14 protein-coding genes are annotated in these 15,164 nt (G+C 73.4%); 3 read left to right on the forward strand and 11 right to left on the reverse strand.

The window, feature by feature from the left end; translation table 11 throughout:
* Positions 1–19: 19 nt before the first annotated feature.
* From dapA to SM573_RS02540, 4 genes are all read right to left on the reverse strand, one after another.
* A complete protein-coding gene (dapA, locus tag SM573_RS02525) occupies positions 20–946 on the reverse strand; it encodes a 4-hydroxy-tetrahydrodipicolinate synthase (RefSeq protein ID WP_474612434.1) in 927 nt (308 codons plus the stop codon).
* A 46-nt stretch (positions 947–992) separates the two neighbouring features.
* Complete coding sequence (gene thyX, locus SM573_RS02530) at positions 993–1,736, reverse strand: FAD-dependent thymidylate synthase (RefSeq protein WP_474612487.1); 744 nt, start codon at positions 1,734–1,736, stop codon at positions 993–995.
* 753 nt (positions 1,737–2,489) lie between these two features.
* Positions 2,490–3,212: a DUF2752 domain-containing protein gene (locus SM573_RS02535; protein WP_474612435.1), complete on the reverse strand. Its 723-nt coding sequence runs from the start codon at positions 3,210–3,212 to the stop codon at positions 2,490–2,492.
* Positions 3,202–4,431, reverse strand: coding sequence for a winged helix-turn-helix domain-containing protein (locus SM573_RS02540; RefSeq protein ID WP_474612436.1), 1,230 nt, complete (start codon positions 4,429–4,431; stop codon positions 3,202–3,204). Before SM573_RS02540 ends, SM573_RS02535 begins: the two co-directional genes overlap by 11 nt.
* 79 nt (positions 4,432–4,510) lie before the next feature.
* On the opposite strand from SM573_RS02540, the gene SM573_RS02545 reads away from it, so the two are divergent.
* Positions 4,511–5,065 (forward strand): N-acetyltransferase family protein, encoded by a 555-nt coding sequence (locus SM573_RS02545; RefSeq protein WP_474615382.1) that lies wholly within the window; start codon positions 4,511–4,513, stop codon positions 5,063–5,065.
* Here SM573_RS02545 and SM573_RS02550 read toward each other — a convergent pair.
* On the reverse strand, positions 4,964–6,241 hold the full coding sequence (locus tag SM573_RS02550; protein ID WP_474612438.1) for a glycosyltransferase 87 family protein: 1,278 nt from the start codon (positions 6,239–6,241) through the stop codon (positions 4,964–4,966). The two genes, SM573_RS02545 and SM573_RS02550, sit on opposite strands and share 102 nt — an antisense overlap.
* Before the next feature lie 35 nt (positions 6,242–6,276).
* Here SM573_RS02550 and SM573_RS02555 point away from each other — a divergent pair, with 35 nt between their 5' ends.
* Positions 6,277–6,882 carry an N-acetyltransferase family protein gene (locus SM573_RS02555; protein ID WP_474612439.1) on the forward strand — a complete coding sequence of 202 codons (606 nt, stop codon included), beginning with the start codon at positions 6,277–6,279 and terminating at the stop codon, positions 6,880–6,882.
* Between the two features lie 73 nt (positions 6,883–6,955).
* On the opposite strand, the gene SM573_RS02560 is transcribed toward SM573_RS02555, so the two are convergent.
* The 4 genes from SM573_RS02560 to SM573_RS02575 form a co-directional block, all read right to left on the reverse strand.
* The gene (locus SM573_RS02560) at positions 6,956–7,849 is read right to left on the reverse strand and encodes a carbohydrate ABC transporter permease (protein WP_474615383.1); all 894 of its coding nucleotides are present in this window, start codon (positions 7,847–7,849) and stop codon (positions 6,956–6,958) included.
* Position 7,850: 1 nt separating this feature from the next.
* The gene (locus SM573_RS02565) at positions 7,851–8,972 is read right to left on the reverse strand and encodes a carbohydrate ABC transporter permease (RefSeq protein WP_474615384.1); all 1,122 of its coding nucleotides are present in this window, start codon (positions 8,970–8,972) and stop codon (positions 7,851–7,853) included.
* Between the two features lie 72 nt (positions 8,973–9,044).
* Positions 9,045–10,292, reverse strand: a complete 1,248-nt coding sequence (locus SM573_RS02570) for a sugar ABC transporter substrate-binding protein (RefSeq protein WP_474613835.1) — start codon at positions 10,290–10,292, stop codon at positions 9,045–9,047.
* Between the two features lie 26 nt (positions 10,293–10,318).
* Positions 10,319–11,311: a LacI family DNA-binding transcriptional regulator gene (locus SM573_RS02575; RefSeq protein ID WP_474615385.1), complete on the reverse strand. Its 993-nt coding sequence runs from the start codon at positions 11,309–11,311 to the stop codon at positions 10,319–10,321.
* A gap of 144 nt (positions 11,312–11,455) precedes the next feature.
* On the opposite strand from SM573_RS02575, the gene SM573_RS02580 reads away from it, so the two are divergent.
* Positions 11,456–13,573 carry an amylo-alpha-1,6-glucosidase gene (locus SM573_RS02580; RefSeq protein ID WP_474613837.1) on the forward strand — a complete coding sequence of 706 codons (2,118 nt, stop codon included), beginning with the start codon at positions 11,456–11,458 and terminating at the stop codon, positions 13,571–13,573.
* A gap of 60 nt (positions 13,574–13,633) precedes the next feature.
* On the opposite strand, the gene SM573_RS02585 is transcribed toward SM573_RS02580, so the two are convergent.
* Both SM573_RS02585 and dapB read right to left on the reverse strand, forming a co-directional pair.
* Positions 13,634–14,122, reverse strand: a complete 489-nt coding sequence (locus tag SM573_RS02585; protein ID WP_474615386.1) for a GNAT family N-acetyltransferase — start codon at positions 14,120–14,122, stop codon at positions 13,634–13,636.
* Positions 14,123–14,287: 165 nt separating this feature from the next.
* Entirely contained in the window at positions 14,288–15,061 is a 774-nt protein-coding gene (gene dapB / locus SM573_RS02590; RefSeq protein WP_474613839.1) for a 4-hydroxy-tetrahydrodipicolinate reductase, read from the reverse strand.
* Positions 15,062–15,164 lie beyond the last annotated feature (103 nt).

Raw genomic sequence — 15,164 nt, forward strand, 5'->3', positions numbered from 1 at the left:
CGTCCGTCGTGTCGTTCGGTCATTCGGGCAGCTCCAGACCCGCGGCCGCGCAGTCGGCGCGCAGCTGGGCGATCTCGTCGTCGGTGGCGTCCACGAGCGGGGGCCGCACGGGGCCGGCCGGCAGGCCGGCGGCCGTCAGGCCCGCCTTCACCAGGATGACGCCCTGGGTACGGAAGATACCGGTGTAGAGCGGCAGCAACCGGCGGTGCAGGGCGAGCGCGGAGGCGTTGTCCCCCGCGTCGTACGCCTCGATCATCTGCTTGGTCAGCGCACCGGTGAAGTGGGTGGAGGTGCCCACGACCCCGACGGTGCCGACGGCCAGCGCCGGCAGGGTGAGCGAGTCCTCGCCGCTGTAGAAGGCCAGGTTGGTGCGGCTGGTCACCCAGCTGGTCGCGGTCAGGTCGCCCTTGGCGTCCTTCACCGCGACGATGCGGGCGTGCTCGGCGAGGCGCACCATCGTCTCGGTGGCGATCGGCACGCCGGCGCGGTGGGGGATGTCGTAGAGCATCACCGGCAGGCCGGTGGCGTCCGCGACGGCGGTGAAGTGACGCAGCAGACCGCTCTGCGGCGGCTTGTTGTAGTACGGCGTGACCACCAGCAGCCCGTGCGCGCCGGCCTTCTCGGCGGCGGCCGCCAGCTCGATGGTGTGCCGGGTGTCGTTGGTGCCGACCCCGGCCACGACCTTGGCCCGGTCACCGACCGCCTCCACCACCGCCCGGATCAGGCGCTCCTTCTCCGCGTCGCTGGTGGTCGGCGACTCACCGGTGGTGCCGTTGACCACCAGCGCGTCGTTGCCCTGCTCGTCGACGAGGTGGTTCGCCAGCCGAGCGGCACCGTCGAGGTCGAGGGAGCCGTCGGCGGTGAACGGGGTCACCATGGCCGTGAGCACCCGCCCGAAGGGACGGGACACCGCCCGGGCGGGGGTGTCAGGGTGGTCGTGCGTCATCCCTTAAACCTAGCGGACGACCCGGTGGCAGCCGCCGGGGAAGGGCTCAGGACAGCTCGGCGTGCGGGCTCGACGCCACCTCGGTGCCGTCCGGCAGGGTGGAGATCACGAAGTCGGCGAAGACGTTCGGGGCGACCTTCTGGAGCTGCCGGAGGCACTCGACGGCCAGCTCGCGGATCTCTACGTCGGCCTGCTCCGTGGCGCGCATGGCGATGAAGTGCCGCCAGGCCCGGTAGTTGCCGGTGACCACGATCCGGGTCTCGGTGGCGTTGGGCAGCACCGCGCGGGCCGCCTGCCGGGCCTGCTTGCGCCGCAGCGTGCCGTTCTCCACGTCCGCGTAGCGCTTCTCCAGCCCCTCCAGCAGCTCGGTGTACGCCCGCACGCTCGCCTCGGCGGCCTCGACGAACTTCTGGTGCAGCTCCGGGTCCTCGGCGATCACCCGCGGCTCGACCATGGCCGCGTCACGCTCCGGCACGTAGCGCTGGGAGAGCTGGGAGTACGAGAAGTGCCGGTGCCGGATCAGCTCGTGGGTGAAGGACCGGGAGACGCCCGTGAAGTAGAAGCTCACAGAGCCGTGCTCGAGCACCGACAGGTGCCCCACCTCGAGGATGTGCGCCAGGTAACCCTCGTTGGTGGCGGTCGCTGGGTTCGGCTTGCGCCAGGACTGGTAGCAGGCCCGGCCGGCGAACTCGGCCAGCGCCTGGCCCCCCTCGGCGTCGGTCGACCAGGGCACGTCGTCCGGCGCCTCGAAGTGGGTCCACGCGATCAGCTTCACCTGGGGCTGCACCATCTCCGGCATTCCTGGGACTGTAGTGGCGCGCGGAGCCGGGCCCAAGTCCGGCTCACCGTGGTGCAACGTCGGTCACGCCGGCGCGGGCCTCCGGGCCGGCCGGTCGGCGGGGCGGACCGCCCACGCGGGGGTGCCGGGGTCGGGCTGTCGCGGACGACCCCGCTCGGCAGGAAGGTGCGACCGCCTGTCGAGCTGCCCCGGAAATGGGCGCCGGCGCCGCAGCCGGGACCCCGCCGCCGATCCCGCACCACCTGATGCCTCACCGGCAGGGAGATGCGGGACGTACCCTCACCGCCTGTCGAGCTGCCCCAGAAATGGGGCGCCGGCTCCGCAGCCGGGACCCCGCCGCCGATCCCGCACCACCTGATGCCTCACCGGCAGGGAGATGCGGGACGTACCCTCACCGCCTGTCGAGCTGCCCCAGAAGTGGGGCGCCGGCCCGGAAATGGAGCGCCGGCCCCGCAGACGGAACCCCGCCGCCGATCGCGCACCACCTGATACGTCACCGTCCGGTGCTGCCCTTTGCTGGTCGGCCTAGCGACCCGTCGGGACGGGCTCGCGGCGCGCGAGGTCGGCGCCGGCCTCCGTCTCAGATCTGGGGCAGCTCGACAGCTCTCAGGGTCGGCACGTGCGGTGGGGGAGGCCGGATCACACAGCGAGGAACGGCCGTCGCCGGAGGAGACAACGGTCAGACGCACCGGCCAATCAGAAGCACCGATCAATCAGACGCCGGCCGGTCGACGCACCGGCCGGTCAGACGTAGAGGGAGGTGAAGGGGGCCCACGGAAGGTTGCGCAGCACCGTGAAGGCCAGCCAGGCGGCGAGGAAACCGCCGATCATCTTGTTGCTGATCCGCAGCTCCGGCAGACGCCAGCCGAAGGCCTGCCGGCCGGCCCACGCGACGAAGAGGTAGGCCAGGAAGGGCAGCGCGAAGACGAAGAGGAAATGGTGCCGGGCGGCGGCGGGCAGGTCGCCGTGCAGCACGTACCAGAGCGCGCGGGTGCCTCCGCAGCCCGGGCAGTCCAGCCCGGTGGTCAGCTTGAGGATGCAGGAGGGCGGGGCGTCGGGATCCGACCGGGTCGGGTCGGTGATCAGCGCGTAGCCGATGCCCGCCGCGACGCAGCCGAGCGCGGCCAACGGCACGGCCCACCGGGGCGATCGCTCGTAGAGCCGGACCACGAACCGGGTGAACCGGTCGGACTCGGGGACCGGGTAGGGCGGCGCCGGATAGGGCGACACCGCACCCGCGGGCCAGCCCGGGTGCGCAGCCTCTCCGGGAGCGGTGCCCCAGCCCGGGTGCGCAGCCTCTCCGGGAGCGGTGCCCCAGCCCGGGACGGCCTGACCGTGGGCCGGGGCGGCACCGTGCGGCACGCCGTGTCCGGGGGCCGGATCAGCGCCGGGAGGGGAGAACGCGCCGGTCGGGGCCTGCGGCGGAACGGCCGACGGGTCAACGCTCGTCACGCGCTCACCGTACACCCGCGACGCCCACGAGCGCGGCGGCCAGCGGACCGGCCAGGTCGCCGGCGGCGGGCGGCGCCACCGAGTCGAGGCCGAGCCAGCCGGCGAGGCGGTAGAGCTCGGCGGCGAGCGCCACGGCCGTGTCACCGGGATCGGCACCGGGCTCGACCCACGCGGCGGGCACCAGCAGGACGCCGGCCTTCCGGTCGGCCTTCAGGTCGACCCGGGCGGTGAACCGCTCCCCCTGCAGGAACGGGAGCACGTAGTAGCCGTGGACCCGCTGCGGGGCCGGCACGTAGATCTCGATGCGGTAGGCGAAGTCGAAAAGGCGCTCGGTGCGGTTGCGCTCCCAGATCAGCGGGTCGAACGGGCTGACCAGCGTGTTGCCCCGCACCCACCTCGGCAGCCGGGCGGCGGCGTGCAGCCAGGCCGGCTGCCGCCAACCCGCGACGGTGACCGGCAACAGCTCGCCGGCCTCGACCAGCTCGGCGATCGCCTGCCGCGCCCCGGCGAGGGGCAGGCGGAAGTAGTCGCGCAGCTCGGGCTCGGCGGCCACCCCGAGCGAGCGGGCGGCGACGGACACCAGCGTGCGGTAGGCCTCGGCGTCGGTCGGGGTGGGCGCGTCCAGCGCCGCGGCCGGGAGCACCCGCTCGGGCAGGTCGTAGCGGCGGGCGAAGGAGGTGGTGCGCTCGGCGGCGCTCACCTCGCCGGCCCAGAAGAGGAACTCCAGCGCCCGCTTCACCGCCGACCAGTTCCAGCCCCAGTTGCCCGACTCACGGGGTGCGTCGTGCTCGATCTCGGCGGCGGTCAGCGGCCCCCGGGCGGCCACCTCGTCGCGGACCCAGGCGACCAGCTCCGGCTGCTCCTGGGCGATCCGGCGCATGCCGCCCCACGACTCGGTGTGCGCGCGCGCCATCCGCCAACGCAGCGCCGCGTGCAGCCCGACCGGCACCAGCGACGCCTCGTGCCCCCAGTATTCGAAGAGCTCCCGGGGGCGGCGGTAGGCCGCCGTGTCGAGCAGGGCGGTCGGGTAGGGCCCGAGCCGGCTGTAGAGCGGCAGGTAGTGGGCGCGCTGCAGCACGTTGACCGAATCCATCTGGATCAGCCCGACCCGGTCGAGCACCCGGCGCAGGTGACGGCGTGTCGGCACGCCGGTGGGCGCCGGGTCGGCGAAGCCCTGGGCGGCGAGCGCCACCCGACGGGCCTGGGCGAGCGAGAGCGATTCCGGTGCGACCATCGTCGGCACCCTAACCCGGCGGTACGACACCCCGGCGCGGACGCTGGACCGACGGCCCGACCGGGCATAGAACGGGGACGTGCTCACCATCCGACCGGAGGAGCCGGACGACGCCGAGGCGGTCGCCCGGGTGCACGTGCACGGCTGGCAGGCCGGCTACGCCGGCGTCATGCCGGACGAGGTGCTGCGGCGGCTCAACGTGGCCGCCTGGGCGCAGCGCCGGCGCGACCTCGGCACGGCCGACCCCGCGCATCCGTTCACGACCCTGCTGGCCGAGGCGGACGACGGCCGGGTCGTCGGGTTCACCTCGTTCGGGCCGTACCGCGTCGACCAGGACCGGGCGAACCTCGACCCGACCTGCGGGGAAGTGCTCGCCCTCTACGTGGAGCCCGGGCACTGGGGCGACGGCACGGCCGCGGCGCTGTTCGACGCGGCCCGGGACGGGCTGGCCGCCCAGGGCTGGTCGGCGTACCGGCTGTGGGTGCTGGAGGAGAACCACCGGGCCCGGCGGTTCTGCGCGCGGGCCGGGCTGTCACCGGACGGCGAGTGGACGACCTACCCGGTGCCGCTCTCCGGCGGGCGCTCGCCCGTCCGGCTCGTCGAGCTGCGGTACGCCGGACACCTGCACGGATGACCCCGCCGGCGCCACCCGGCGGCGGATCGGCAGGAAGGCCAGCAACGCCAGGCTGATCCAGACGTAGGTGTTGCTGCCGAGGAACCCGTCCAACCCGGTGAAGTCCTTCTCCCACGCCCAGACGATCCGGCTGGTCAGGAACCCGTACCCGACGAGCGCGGCGGCCAGCAGCAGCCGGCGCCGGCGGCTGCGGGCGGGGGCCGCCATGCCGTCGTCCACGAGCAGGATCAGCGCCGGCAGCAGCCAGACCAGGTGGTGCACCCAGGTCACCGGGCTGACGAGGCACATCACCGCGCCGGTCAGGGCGAGCCCGGCCGCCTCGTCGCCCGCGGCCACGGCGACCCGGCACCGCCACGCCCAGAGCGCGAGGGTGCCGAGCACCAGCACGAGCCAGACGAGCGTGCTCGGGTGCTCCGGGTTCAGCCGGGCGACGACCCCGCGCAGCGACTGGTTGGAGACGAACGCCAGCTCGCCGACGCGACCGGTGTTCCACAGCGCCTCCGTCCAGAACTCCCGGGACGCGTCGGGGAAGAGCGCGGCGGCCGACAGCGTCGCCACCGCCGCGGTGGCCGCCGAGGTGAGCGCCGCGCGCCAGCGACGGGTCACGAGCAGGTAGACGATGAAGATGCCGGGGGTCAGCTTGATGGCGGTCGCCAGGCCGATGCCCACGCCCGCCCAGCGGCTGCCGCCCGGGAGCAGCCGGAGCAGGTCGACCGCGACCAGGAAGAGCAGCAGCATGTTGACCTGGCCGAAGTTGACCGTCTCGCGCATCGGCTCGTACGCGGCGACGAGGCAGAGCGCCACGGCGAGGGCGAACCAGCGCGTCCAGCCGGCCCGGCGCGAGATCGGGTCGACGAGCCACCAGAAGAGCACCACGGTCACCGCGACGGTCAGCGTCACGCTGATCATGATGGCGACGAGCCACGGGACGTACGCCATCGGCAGCATGACGAGGGCGGCGAAGGGCGGGTAGGTGAACCCGTACTGCGTGAAGGGCCGCAGGTAGTCGTAGATCTCCCCGCCGTCGCGGGCCCACCAGCGCAGGGCGCCGTAGTAGACCTGCAGGTCGAAGAAGCCGTGCCGCACGGCGGCGACGGACAGGAAGGCGGCCACCGCGACGGCGAGCAGGAACACGCCGATGACCTGCGCGACCGTCCTGTTGGCACCCTGCGCCACCGTCGCCTCCCTCGCCCTGCGTAGGCTCACGTCCCATGGCTCTCGGGTACGTCCGCCCGGCGCGTCCGGAAGACGCCGGCGAGATCGCACGCATCCAGCTCGCGACCTGGCGGGTCGCCTATCGCCGGATCCTGCCCCGGCACGTCCTCGACAACCTGGACGAGGCGTGGCTCGCCCGGCGGTGGAGCGCGGCGGTGCAGGAGCCGCCGTCGGACGCCCACCGGGTGCTGGTCGCCGTCGAGCAGGCCGAGCAATCGTATCTGGTGGGTTTCGCCGCCTCCGGGCCGGCCGATGCCGAGGCGCTCGCCCCGAACGAGCCGGCCGACGCGCTCGCGGGCGACGTCGCGGCGATCACGGACCTGCTCGTGGAGCCCCGGTGGGGCCGGCGGGGGCACGGCAGTCGACTGCTCGCGGCATGCGTGGATCTGTGGCGCGGCGACGGCTTCACGCGGGCGGTGGCCTGGGCCTTCGACGCTGACGACGCGACCCGCGGGTTCCTGGCCGGCGCCGGCTGGGAGGCCGACGGGGCGGCCCGCGCCCTCGACGTGGACGACATGCTGGTGCCCCAGCTCCGCCTGCACGTCGCGCTGCCGGCCGAGGCCGGGTCCACCCCGCCCGCCCAGGCCACCCCGGCCGACTGAACGCGGCCGGACCGCGTGTCCGGACGCGAACGGCCGTCGCCCCCGCCGGCGCCGAACCGGCGGGGGCGACGGGTCAGCCCTTGTCGGAGCCGTCGTTGGCGTCGCGGACGAAGTAGCGCTGGAAGACCACGAAGATGATGGCCACGGGGATCGTGGCCAGCAGGGCGGCGCCGAGCTTGAGCGGGAACTGGCTGCCCTTGCCGAGCGATCCGCTGACCAGGTCGGCCAGGCCACGCGGCAGGGTGAACAGGTCCGGGTCCTGCACCGCGACCAGGCTGTGCGGGAACTCGTTCCAGGAGCCCTGGAACGACAGGATGGTCAGGGTGATCAGCGCCGGCTTCGCCATCGGCAGCACCACCGACCAGAAGGTGCGGAAGACGCTGGCGCCGTCGATGCGGGCCGCCTCCTCCACGCTGACCGGGATCGACTCGAAGAACTGCTTCATGATGAACACGCCGGCCGCGTCGGCGAGCAGCGGCACGATCAGCCCGGCGTAGCTGTTGTACATGCCGAGCTGGTTGAGCACGAGGAACTTCGGGATGAGCAGCACCACGCCGGGCACCGCCATGATCGCGATGACCGCGGCGAACAGCCCGGAGCGTCCGCGGAACCGCAGGCGGGCCAGCGCGTACCCGGCGAGCGAGTCGAAGAACACCCGGCCGAGCGTGACCAGCACGGTGACCAGCAGCGAGTTGCCGAGCCAGAGCGGGAAGTTGGTGCCCGCGAAGATCCGCTCGAAGCTGGCCAGCGTGACCGGGTCGGGGATCGGTGAGAGCGGGTTGGCCGCCGCGTCCGGCTCGGTCTTGAGCGAGTTGCCCAGCTGGATCACGAACGGGTAGAGGAAGACCAACCCGAAGAAGATCAGGGTGGCGTATCCCAGGACGCGGGAGACCAGGGTGCGGCCGCCACGGGGTCGCCGCCGCGCGGGCGTCGCCGCGACCGGCGGGCGGTCGGTCAGCACGGCCATGTCACGACCCTCCCGGTACGCGTCGACGCCACCCGCCGCGCCGCCGCCCGACCGGGTCCCGGTCGGCCATGACGCGGCGCTGGATCAGGGTCAACCCGATGATGATCAGGAACAGCACGAACGAGATCGCCGCGCCGGAGCCGTAGTCGAAGTCGCGGAACGCGGTGCGGTACGACAGGTAGGCCGGGGTGAGGGTGGTCTTGGCCGGGTCGCCCTGGCTCATGACGTACACCTGGTCGAAGACCTGCCAGGAGCCGATCAGGCCGAGCGTGACCACCAGGAAGGTCGTCGGCCTGATCATCGGCAGGGTGACGTAGCGGAACCGCTGCCACCGGGTGGCGCCGTCGAGGGTGCTGGCCTCGTCCAGGGTCACCGGCACGTTCTGGAGCGCGGCGAGGAACATCAGCATGAAGGTGCCGGAGGTGGTCCAGACCACCAGTGTGATGATCGAGACCATCGCGACGCTCGGCCCGGAGAGCCAGTCCCACCAGCTCAGGCCGAAGGGGCCGCCGCCGGTCAGCGCGGCGGGCGGATCGTCCACCCCGACCGTGCCGAGCAACAGGTGCAGCACGCCTCGGGAGTCGGCGAACCACTGCGGTCCGGAGATGCCGAACAGGCCGAGCAGCCGGTTGACCGCGCCCGAGTTCGCGAAGAGGAACAGGAAGACCACGCTGATCGCCACCGAGCTGGTGACCGACGGGAAGTAGAAGGCGCTGCGGAAGAAGCCCTTTCCCTTGAGCATCCGGTTGTTCACCACGAGCGCCAGGCCGAGGGCGAGCGCGGTCTGCGCCGGCACCACGATCCCGACGTAGTAGATGTTGTTCCGGATGCTCGTCATGAAGTCACGCCGGTCCAGACCGTCCTCGGTGAAGAGGCGGGTGTAGTTCTCCGCCCCGACGAACGGCACGTTCCGGGTGAACGGGCTGCCCTGGCCGTTCCAGTCGGTGAGGCTCACCCAGAGCGCCATCAGGATCGGCAGCAGCAGGAAGAGCCCCAGGATCACGACGACCGGCGCGACGAAGAGCCATCCGGCGAGGTTCTCGTTGCTCCGGGTGCCGCGCCCGCGCCGCCGTGGCGCGCCGCCGCGTGCGGCGACCCGCGCCGCCGGTGCCTCCGTTGCCATCTCCCCTCCCTCACGAGGTAGGAGGTGCGGGGCGAGGGCCCGCTGCCGACGCGGCGGGCCCTCGCGCACACCTCAGCCGCCGAGCGCCGCCTTGGCGTTCTTGTCGAAGTTGCCCAGGATCGTCTTCGGGTCGCCGGTGGAGAGGGCCTGCAGGCCTGCCTCCAGGTCGCGCAGGACGCTGTCCATCTTCGGCGCGTTCACCGGGCCCTGGGCGTACTCGACGCCGTCGATGAAGGGCTTGTCGGCCGGGAAGGCGCTGGTGTACTGGTCGCGGACGGACTGCCGCGACGGCATGACGCCGAACGCGGTGGCGAAGGCCATCTGCTGCTCGCCGCTGGTCATCGCCTCGACGAACTTGATCGCCTGCTCCTTGTACTTGGACTTGGCGGCGATGCCCCAGCACTGGGTGAAGGAGAGGGTGCCCTGGCCCTTCGGGCCGGCCGGCAGCGGGACGACCTTGTACTTCACGTTCGGGAAGTCGTTCTGAAGGGCGCCCTTGATCCAGTTGCCCTCGATGGTCATCACGGCCTTGCCCTTGCCGAACGCCTCACCGGACCACCCGGCGTCGAGCTGCTTCGGGTACTGCGCGAGGCCCTTGGTGAGCAGGTCCTTGACGTACTGCAGGGCGGCGACGTTCTCCGGGGTGTCCGCGGTGGGCTGCTTGCCGTCGGCGCTCATGAGCCAGCCGCCGTTCTGCACCAGGAACGCGCCGATCCGGTCCCGGGTGTCGCCCAGGGCCAGCGGCACCTGCCCCTTCGCCTTGATCTTCTGCGCGGTGGCGGTCAGCTGGTCCCAGCTGGTGGGGATGTCGGCGTCGGTCAGGCCGGCCTTGGTCCAGAGGTCGGTGTTGATCTGCAGCGCGAGGGTGGAGAAGTCCTTCGGGGCGCAGTAGAGCTTGCCGTCGTAGGTGAACGTCGTGCGCAGGCTCTCGTAGAAGTCGCCGGTGTTGCTGATCTTGTCGCCGTACGGCTCGAGCGCGCCCACGCTCGCGTAGTCGGCGAACCGGGTCGCGTCGACGTAGAAGACGTCCGGCGGTGTGCCGCCGGCGAGCGCCTGGCCGAGCTGCTGGGTGAGGTCCTGCGCGGGTGTCACCGTGGCGGTGTTGCCCGAGCTGCTGGCCCACTTGGCCGCCGCGTCCTGCACCGCCTTGGTCTCCGCCTCACCCGACGAGCCGATCAGGATCTGCAGGTTGGCCGGGCCGCTGGACTGGGCGGCGTCACCGGAGTTGTCGTCGAAACCGCTGCCACAGGCGGCGGAGCCGAGCAGCGCGACGGCGGCGAGGCCGGCGACCGCCACCCGGGCGAGGGGTCGAGGTGCCATCTGGTTCTCCTGTTCGGGGGGAAGGGTTACGCGGTGTGCCGGAGCACCAGCGAGGGCTGGAGCAGCACGGGTTCGGGTGCCTGTTGGTCGCCGTCGAGGACCGCGGTGAGCAGGTCCACGCAGCGCGCGGCGGCCTCGCCGAGGGGCTGGCTGACGCTGGTCAGCCCGATGGCGGCGGCGACCGGGGTGTCGTCGAAGCCGATCACCGCCACGTCGGAGCCGGCGGCGCGTACGGCCGCGAGGGCACCGACCGCGAGGGAGTCGCTGGCGCAGACCACGGCGGTCGGGGGCTCGGTGGTGGCGAGCAGGTCGCGCATCGACCACTCGCCCTCGGCGACGCCGTCCTCGACCTCGCGGTCCAACCCGGCCGGGTCGGTCCCGGCGGCGCGCAGCGTGTCCCGCCAGCCGGCGCGGCGGTCGTCGCCCACGCCGGAGCCGGCGGGCCAGCCGAGGAAGCCGATCCGGCGGTGACCGCGCCCGAGCAGGTGTTCGGTGGCGCGGGCGGTGCCGGCGGCGCCGTCGACGTCGACCCACGGGTGCGCCGTGAGGTCGTCCCACGGGCGGCCGAAGGTCACGAACGCCACGGCGCGCTCGGCCAGCCAGGCGGTACGGGGGTCGCCGTGGTCCGTGCCGGTCAGCACGAAGCCGTCGAGGTCGTACGCGCTGAGCAGGTCGTCGTAGGCGGCGATCTCCCGCGCGGTGTCGCCGGCGGTGTAGAGCATGGTCCGGTAGCCGGCCACCTCCGCGGTCTCGGTGAGGCCGTGCAGGAAGCGGTCGAGCACCGAGCCGTTGATGCCGTCCCGGGTCGGTTCGATACGGACGGCGATCAGGCGGGAACGGCCGGTGCGCATCTGCCGGGCGGCCTGGCTGACGCGGTAGCCCAGGGCGGCGATGGCCTCCTGGACCCGCTGCCGGGTCTCCTCCCGCACGATGTGCGGGGTGTTGAGCACGTTGGACACGGTCTGGCGGCTCACACGGGCGTGCCGGGCCACCGTCGCGATGGTCACCTTTTCGGCCACAAAATCCCTCTCGCCATCTTGAACGATCCAATTTGGATACGGCAGGATTAGATCGTTCAAGTTTCTGGAATGTTTCGCACTTTGCACCGGCCGGAACGACTTGTCAAGACGTCGTTCCACAGCGACAGGATCTGGAGCCACATCGTGACCGAACGCCAACTGCAACCCCTGCTGCACGAGCTGGTCGGGGTCGTCCTCGCCCCCACCAGCGCGCTGGGGGACGCGGCCGGGCAGATCCGCCCGACCGGTGTCCAGGGCGTCTTCCACGCCGACGCCCGGGTGTTGTCCCGGGCCGAGCTGCGCGTCGACGACCGGGAACCGGAAGGGCTCACCCGGGGGCCCGACGGCCCGCACGGCGTGCGCTTCGTCGGCCTGGCGCGCTGGCTCGGCGACCCCGGCGCCGACCCGACCGTCCGCGTCGAACGGAGCCGGCGGGCCACCGCGAACGGGCTCACCGAGGAGATCCGCGTCGTCTCCACGGCCTCGGCGCCGGTCCGGGCCACCGTGAGCGTCGACCTCGCGTGCGACCTCGCCCCCATCGAGCTCGTGAAGACCGGCGGCGCGGCCGAGCCGCTGGAGGCCAAGACCGGCGAACCCGGCCGGCTCGTCTGGTCCGGCGCGGGCATCACCGTCACCGCGACCGGCGACGGCGCCACGGCCCAGGCCGCCGGCGAGCGGGCCCGCGCGCCCCGGCTGACCTGGCCGGTGGAGCTGCCACCGCGCGGGACCACGACGCTGCGCTGGCGGCTGACGGTCGACGACCCCCGCGCCGTGGTGGTCTGCCCGCCGGGCGAGCCCAGCTGGTCCCGGCCCGCCCTGCACGCCGACGACCGGCGACTCGTCCGGCTCCTCGACCGCGGCCTGGACGACCTGCGCGGGCTGCGGCTCGCCGAGGTGGACGCGCCGCGGGACGTCTTCCTCGGCGCCGGGGTCCCCTGGTTCCTCACCCTGTTCGGACGGGACAGCCTCTGGGCCGCCCGGATGATGCTGCCGCTCGGCACCGACCTGGCCGCCGGCACGCTGCGGGTGCTCGCCCGGCGGCAGGGCACCCGGGTCGACACCGCCACCGGCGAGGCTCCCGGCAAGGTCCTGCACGAGCTGCGCCGGCACGAGTTCGCCCCCGGCGACGGGCTACGGCTGCCGCCCGCGTACTACGGCACCGTCGACGCCACCATGCTCTGGGTCAACCTCCTGCACGACGCGTGGCGCTGGGGCCTGCCGGCGGAGCAGATCGAACCGCTGCTGCCCCACCTGGACGCGGCGCTGCGCTGGCTCGGCGACCACGCCGACGCCGACGGCGACGGGCTCGTCGAGTACATCGACACCACCGGGCACGGCCTGGCCAACCAGGGCTGGAAGGACTCCGGCGACGCGGTCCGGTTCCGCGACGGCACCCTGGCCGCGCCACCCATCGTGCTCGCCGAGGTGCAGGGGTACGCGCACGAGGCCGCGGTCAACGGCGCGGCGCTGCTCGACGCGTTCGGCCGCCCGGGCGGGGACCGCTGGCGGGAGCACGCGGCCGGGTTGGCGCGCCGGTTCCGGGACGCGTTCTGGGTCGACGGGCCGTACGGGCCGCAGCCAGCGCTCGCACTGGACCGGGACAAGCGGCCGGTCGACTCGCTGACCAGCAACATCGGGCACCTGCTCGGCACCGGGATCCTCACCGGCGAGGAGGAGGCGCAGGTGGCGCGGCTGCTCGGCACCGAGGCGCTGGCCGGCGGCTACGGGCTGCGCACCATGTCCACCGACGACGCCGGCTTCAGCCCGCTGTCGTACCACTGCGGCTCGGTCTGGGCGCACGACACCGCGATCGTGCTCGGCAACCTGGCCCGGGCCGGATTCCGGGACGCCGCCCTCACCCTGGCCGACGGCCTGCTCGGCGCGGCCGAGGCGTTCGACTACCGCCTGCCCGAGCTGTACGGCGGCGACGACCGCTCCCTGGGCCGTCCGGTGCCCTACCCGGCGGCGTGCCGGCCGCAGGCGTGGGCCGCCGCCGGGGCGGTGCTGCTGCTCCAGGCGGCCACCGGGCTCTACCCCGACGTGCCCGGCGGCACGGTCCGGGTCGCTCCGCTCGCCGGTGCGCGGCTCGGCGCGGTCGCGGCGCGGCGCCTCACGGTCGCCGGCTCCCCGGTCGACGTGGCGGTGGACCGGGCCGGCCGGCCCACGATCACCGGCCTCCCCACCGGCCTGACCGTCACCGTCGACACGGCGACCATCCCCGCCCCGCGCCCGGCCCCCGCCGAGGATTCGGTGCGGGCCTGAGCGCCCCTGCCTCGGAGGTTGTTGCCCGACGCCGCAGGGCGTCGGGCAACAACGCCCCGATCACCGCGAGGGGGACGGCGGGGTGACGAGTTCGGCGACGATCTCGTCGTCCTCCATCGCGCCCGTGGGGCGGAAACCGAGGGCCTCGTAGAGTGCCACCGCCGCCACGTTCTCCGGGTGGTAGGACAGCCGCACCGGCGGATGCCCGTCCCTCGCGGCCAGCCACCCCGCCAACGTGGCCACGGTCGCCCGCCCGATGCCCCGCCCCTGCTCGGCGCCGTCGATGACCATGCCGCCGATCCAGTGCGAGCCGTCGTCGTCGGCGCCCCACATGACGTGCCCCACGACCGTCTCGTCGGCGTACACGGCGAGGGAGGTCCAGACGTCGCCGCGCATGGTCAGCAGCAGGTAGCGCGCGGCGAGGGCGGGCACCCAGGCGCGCTGGTCGTCCCGGGGTGCCACGTCGGCCACGGCCCGCCAGTTGTCGTCGGCCACGGGGCGGAGGGTGACGGCACGCCCGGCCCGGTCCCGGTGTCCAGCATCGATCATCGGGGCAGCCTAGGGGCCGCCCGCCCCGACGGCGACGGGGTTTCCAACGGCCCCGGCGACCACCGCTGCGTCGGCACTCCGCCGGACCTCGCCGGCGCCGGTCGTCCCAGGGGTGGTGCTCCGTGACCGCCGGGCGCGGTCGCCGTGCCGCGCCCGGCGCACCGCTCAGTCGAGCAGCGGGTCCAGGCCCACGGTGAGACCCGGCCGGTTGCGCACCGCGCGGACGGCCAGCAGCACGCCGGGCATGAACGAGGCCCGGTCGTACGAGTCGTGCCGGATGGTCAGCGTCTCGCCGGTGGTGCCGAAGAGCACCTCCTGGTGCGCGACCAGGCCGGTGGCGCGCACGGCGTGTACGCGAATCCCGTCGATCTCCGCGCCCCGGGCGCCCGGCACCTCGTCCTTGGTGGCGTCGGGGATCGGCCCGAGGCCGGCCTCGGCACGGGCCTGGGCGATCTGGCGGGCGGTGTGGGTGGCCGTGCCGCTGGGCGCGTCGAGCTTGCGCGGGTGGTGCTGCTCGATGATCTCGACCGACTCGAAGTGCCGGGCCGCCCGCGCGGCGAACTGCATCATCAACACCGCGCCGATGCCGAAGTTCGGGGCGATCACGACGCCCACCCCGGGCTTGCGGGCCAGCCAGCCGCGCACCCGCTCCAACCGCTGCTCGGTGAAGCCCGTGGTGCCGACGACGGCGTTGATGCCCTGGTCGATGCACCAGTGCAGGTTGTCCATGACGACATCCGGGGTGGTGAAGTCCACGACCACCTCGGCGGCGGCGTCGGACGCGGCGAAGAGGCCGTCGCCCTGGTCGATCATCGCCACCAGCTCCATGTCGGTGGCGGCGTCGACCGCCTTGCACACCTCGACGCCCATCCGGCCACGGGCGCCCAGGACGCCGACCCGCAGCGGCTCGGCCGGGTTTCTCTCCTGCTCGTCAGTCACGGGGCACAACTTATCCCAATCGGGGCGGGACCAACCCCCCGGACCTCCCGCGCCCGCCCCGCCGTCACCTCCCGTCGATGAGGCGGTCGCGGCGGGGACGAGA

Source organism: Micromonospora xinjiangensis, from assembly GCF_056150165.1.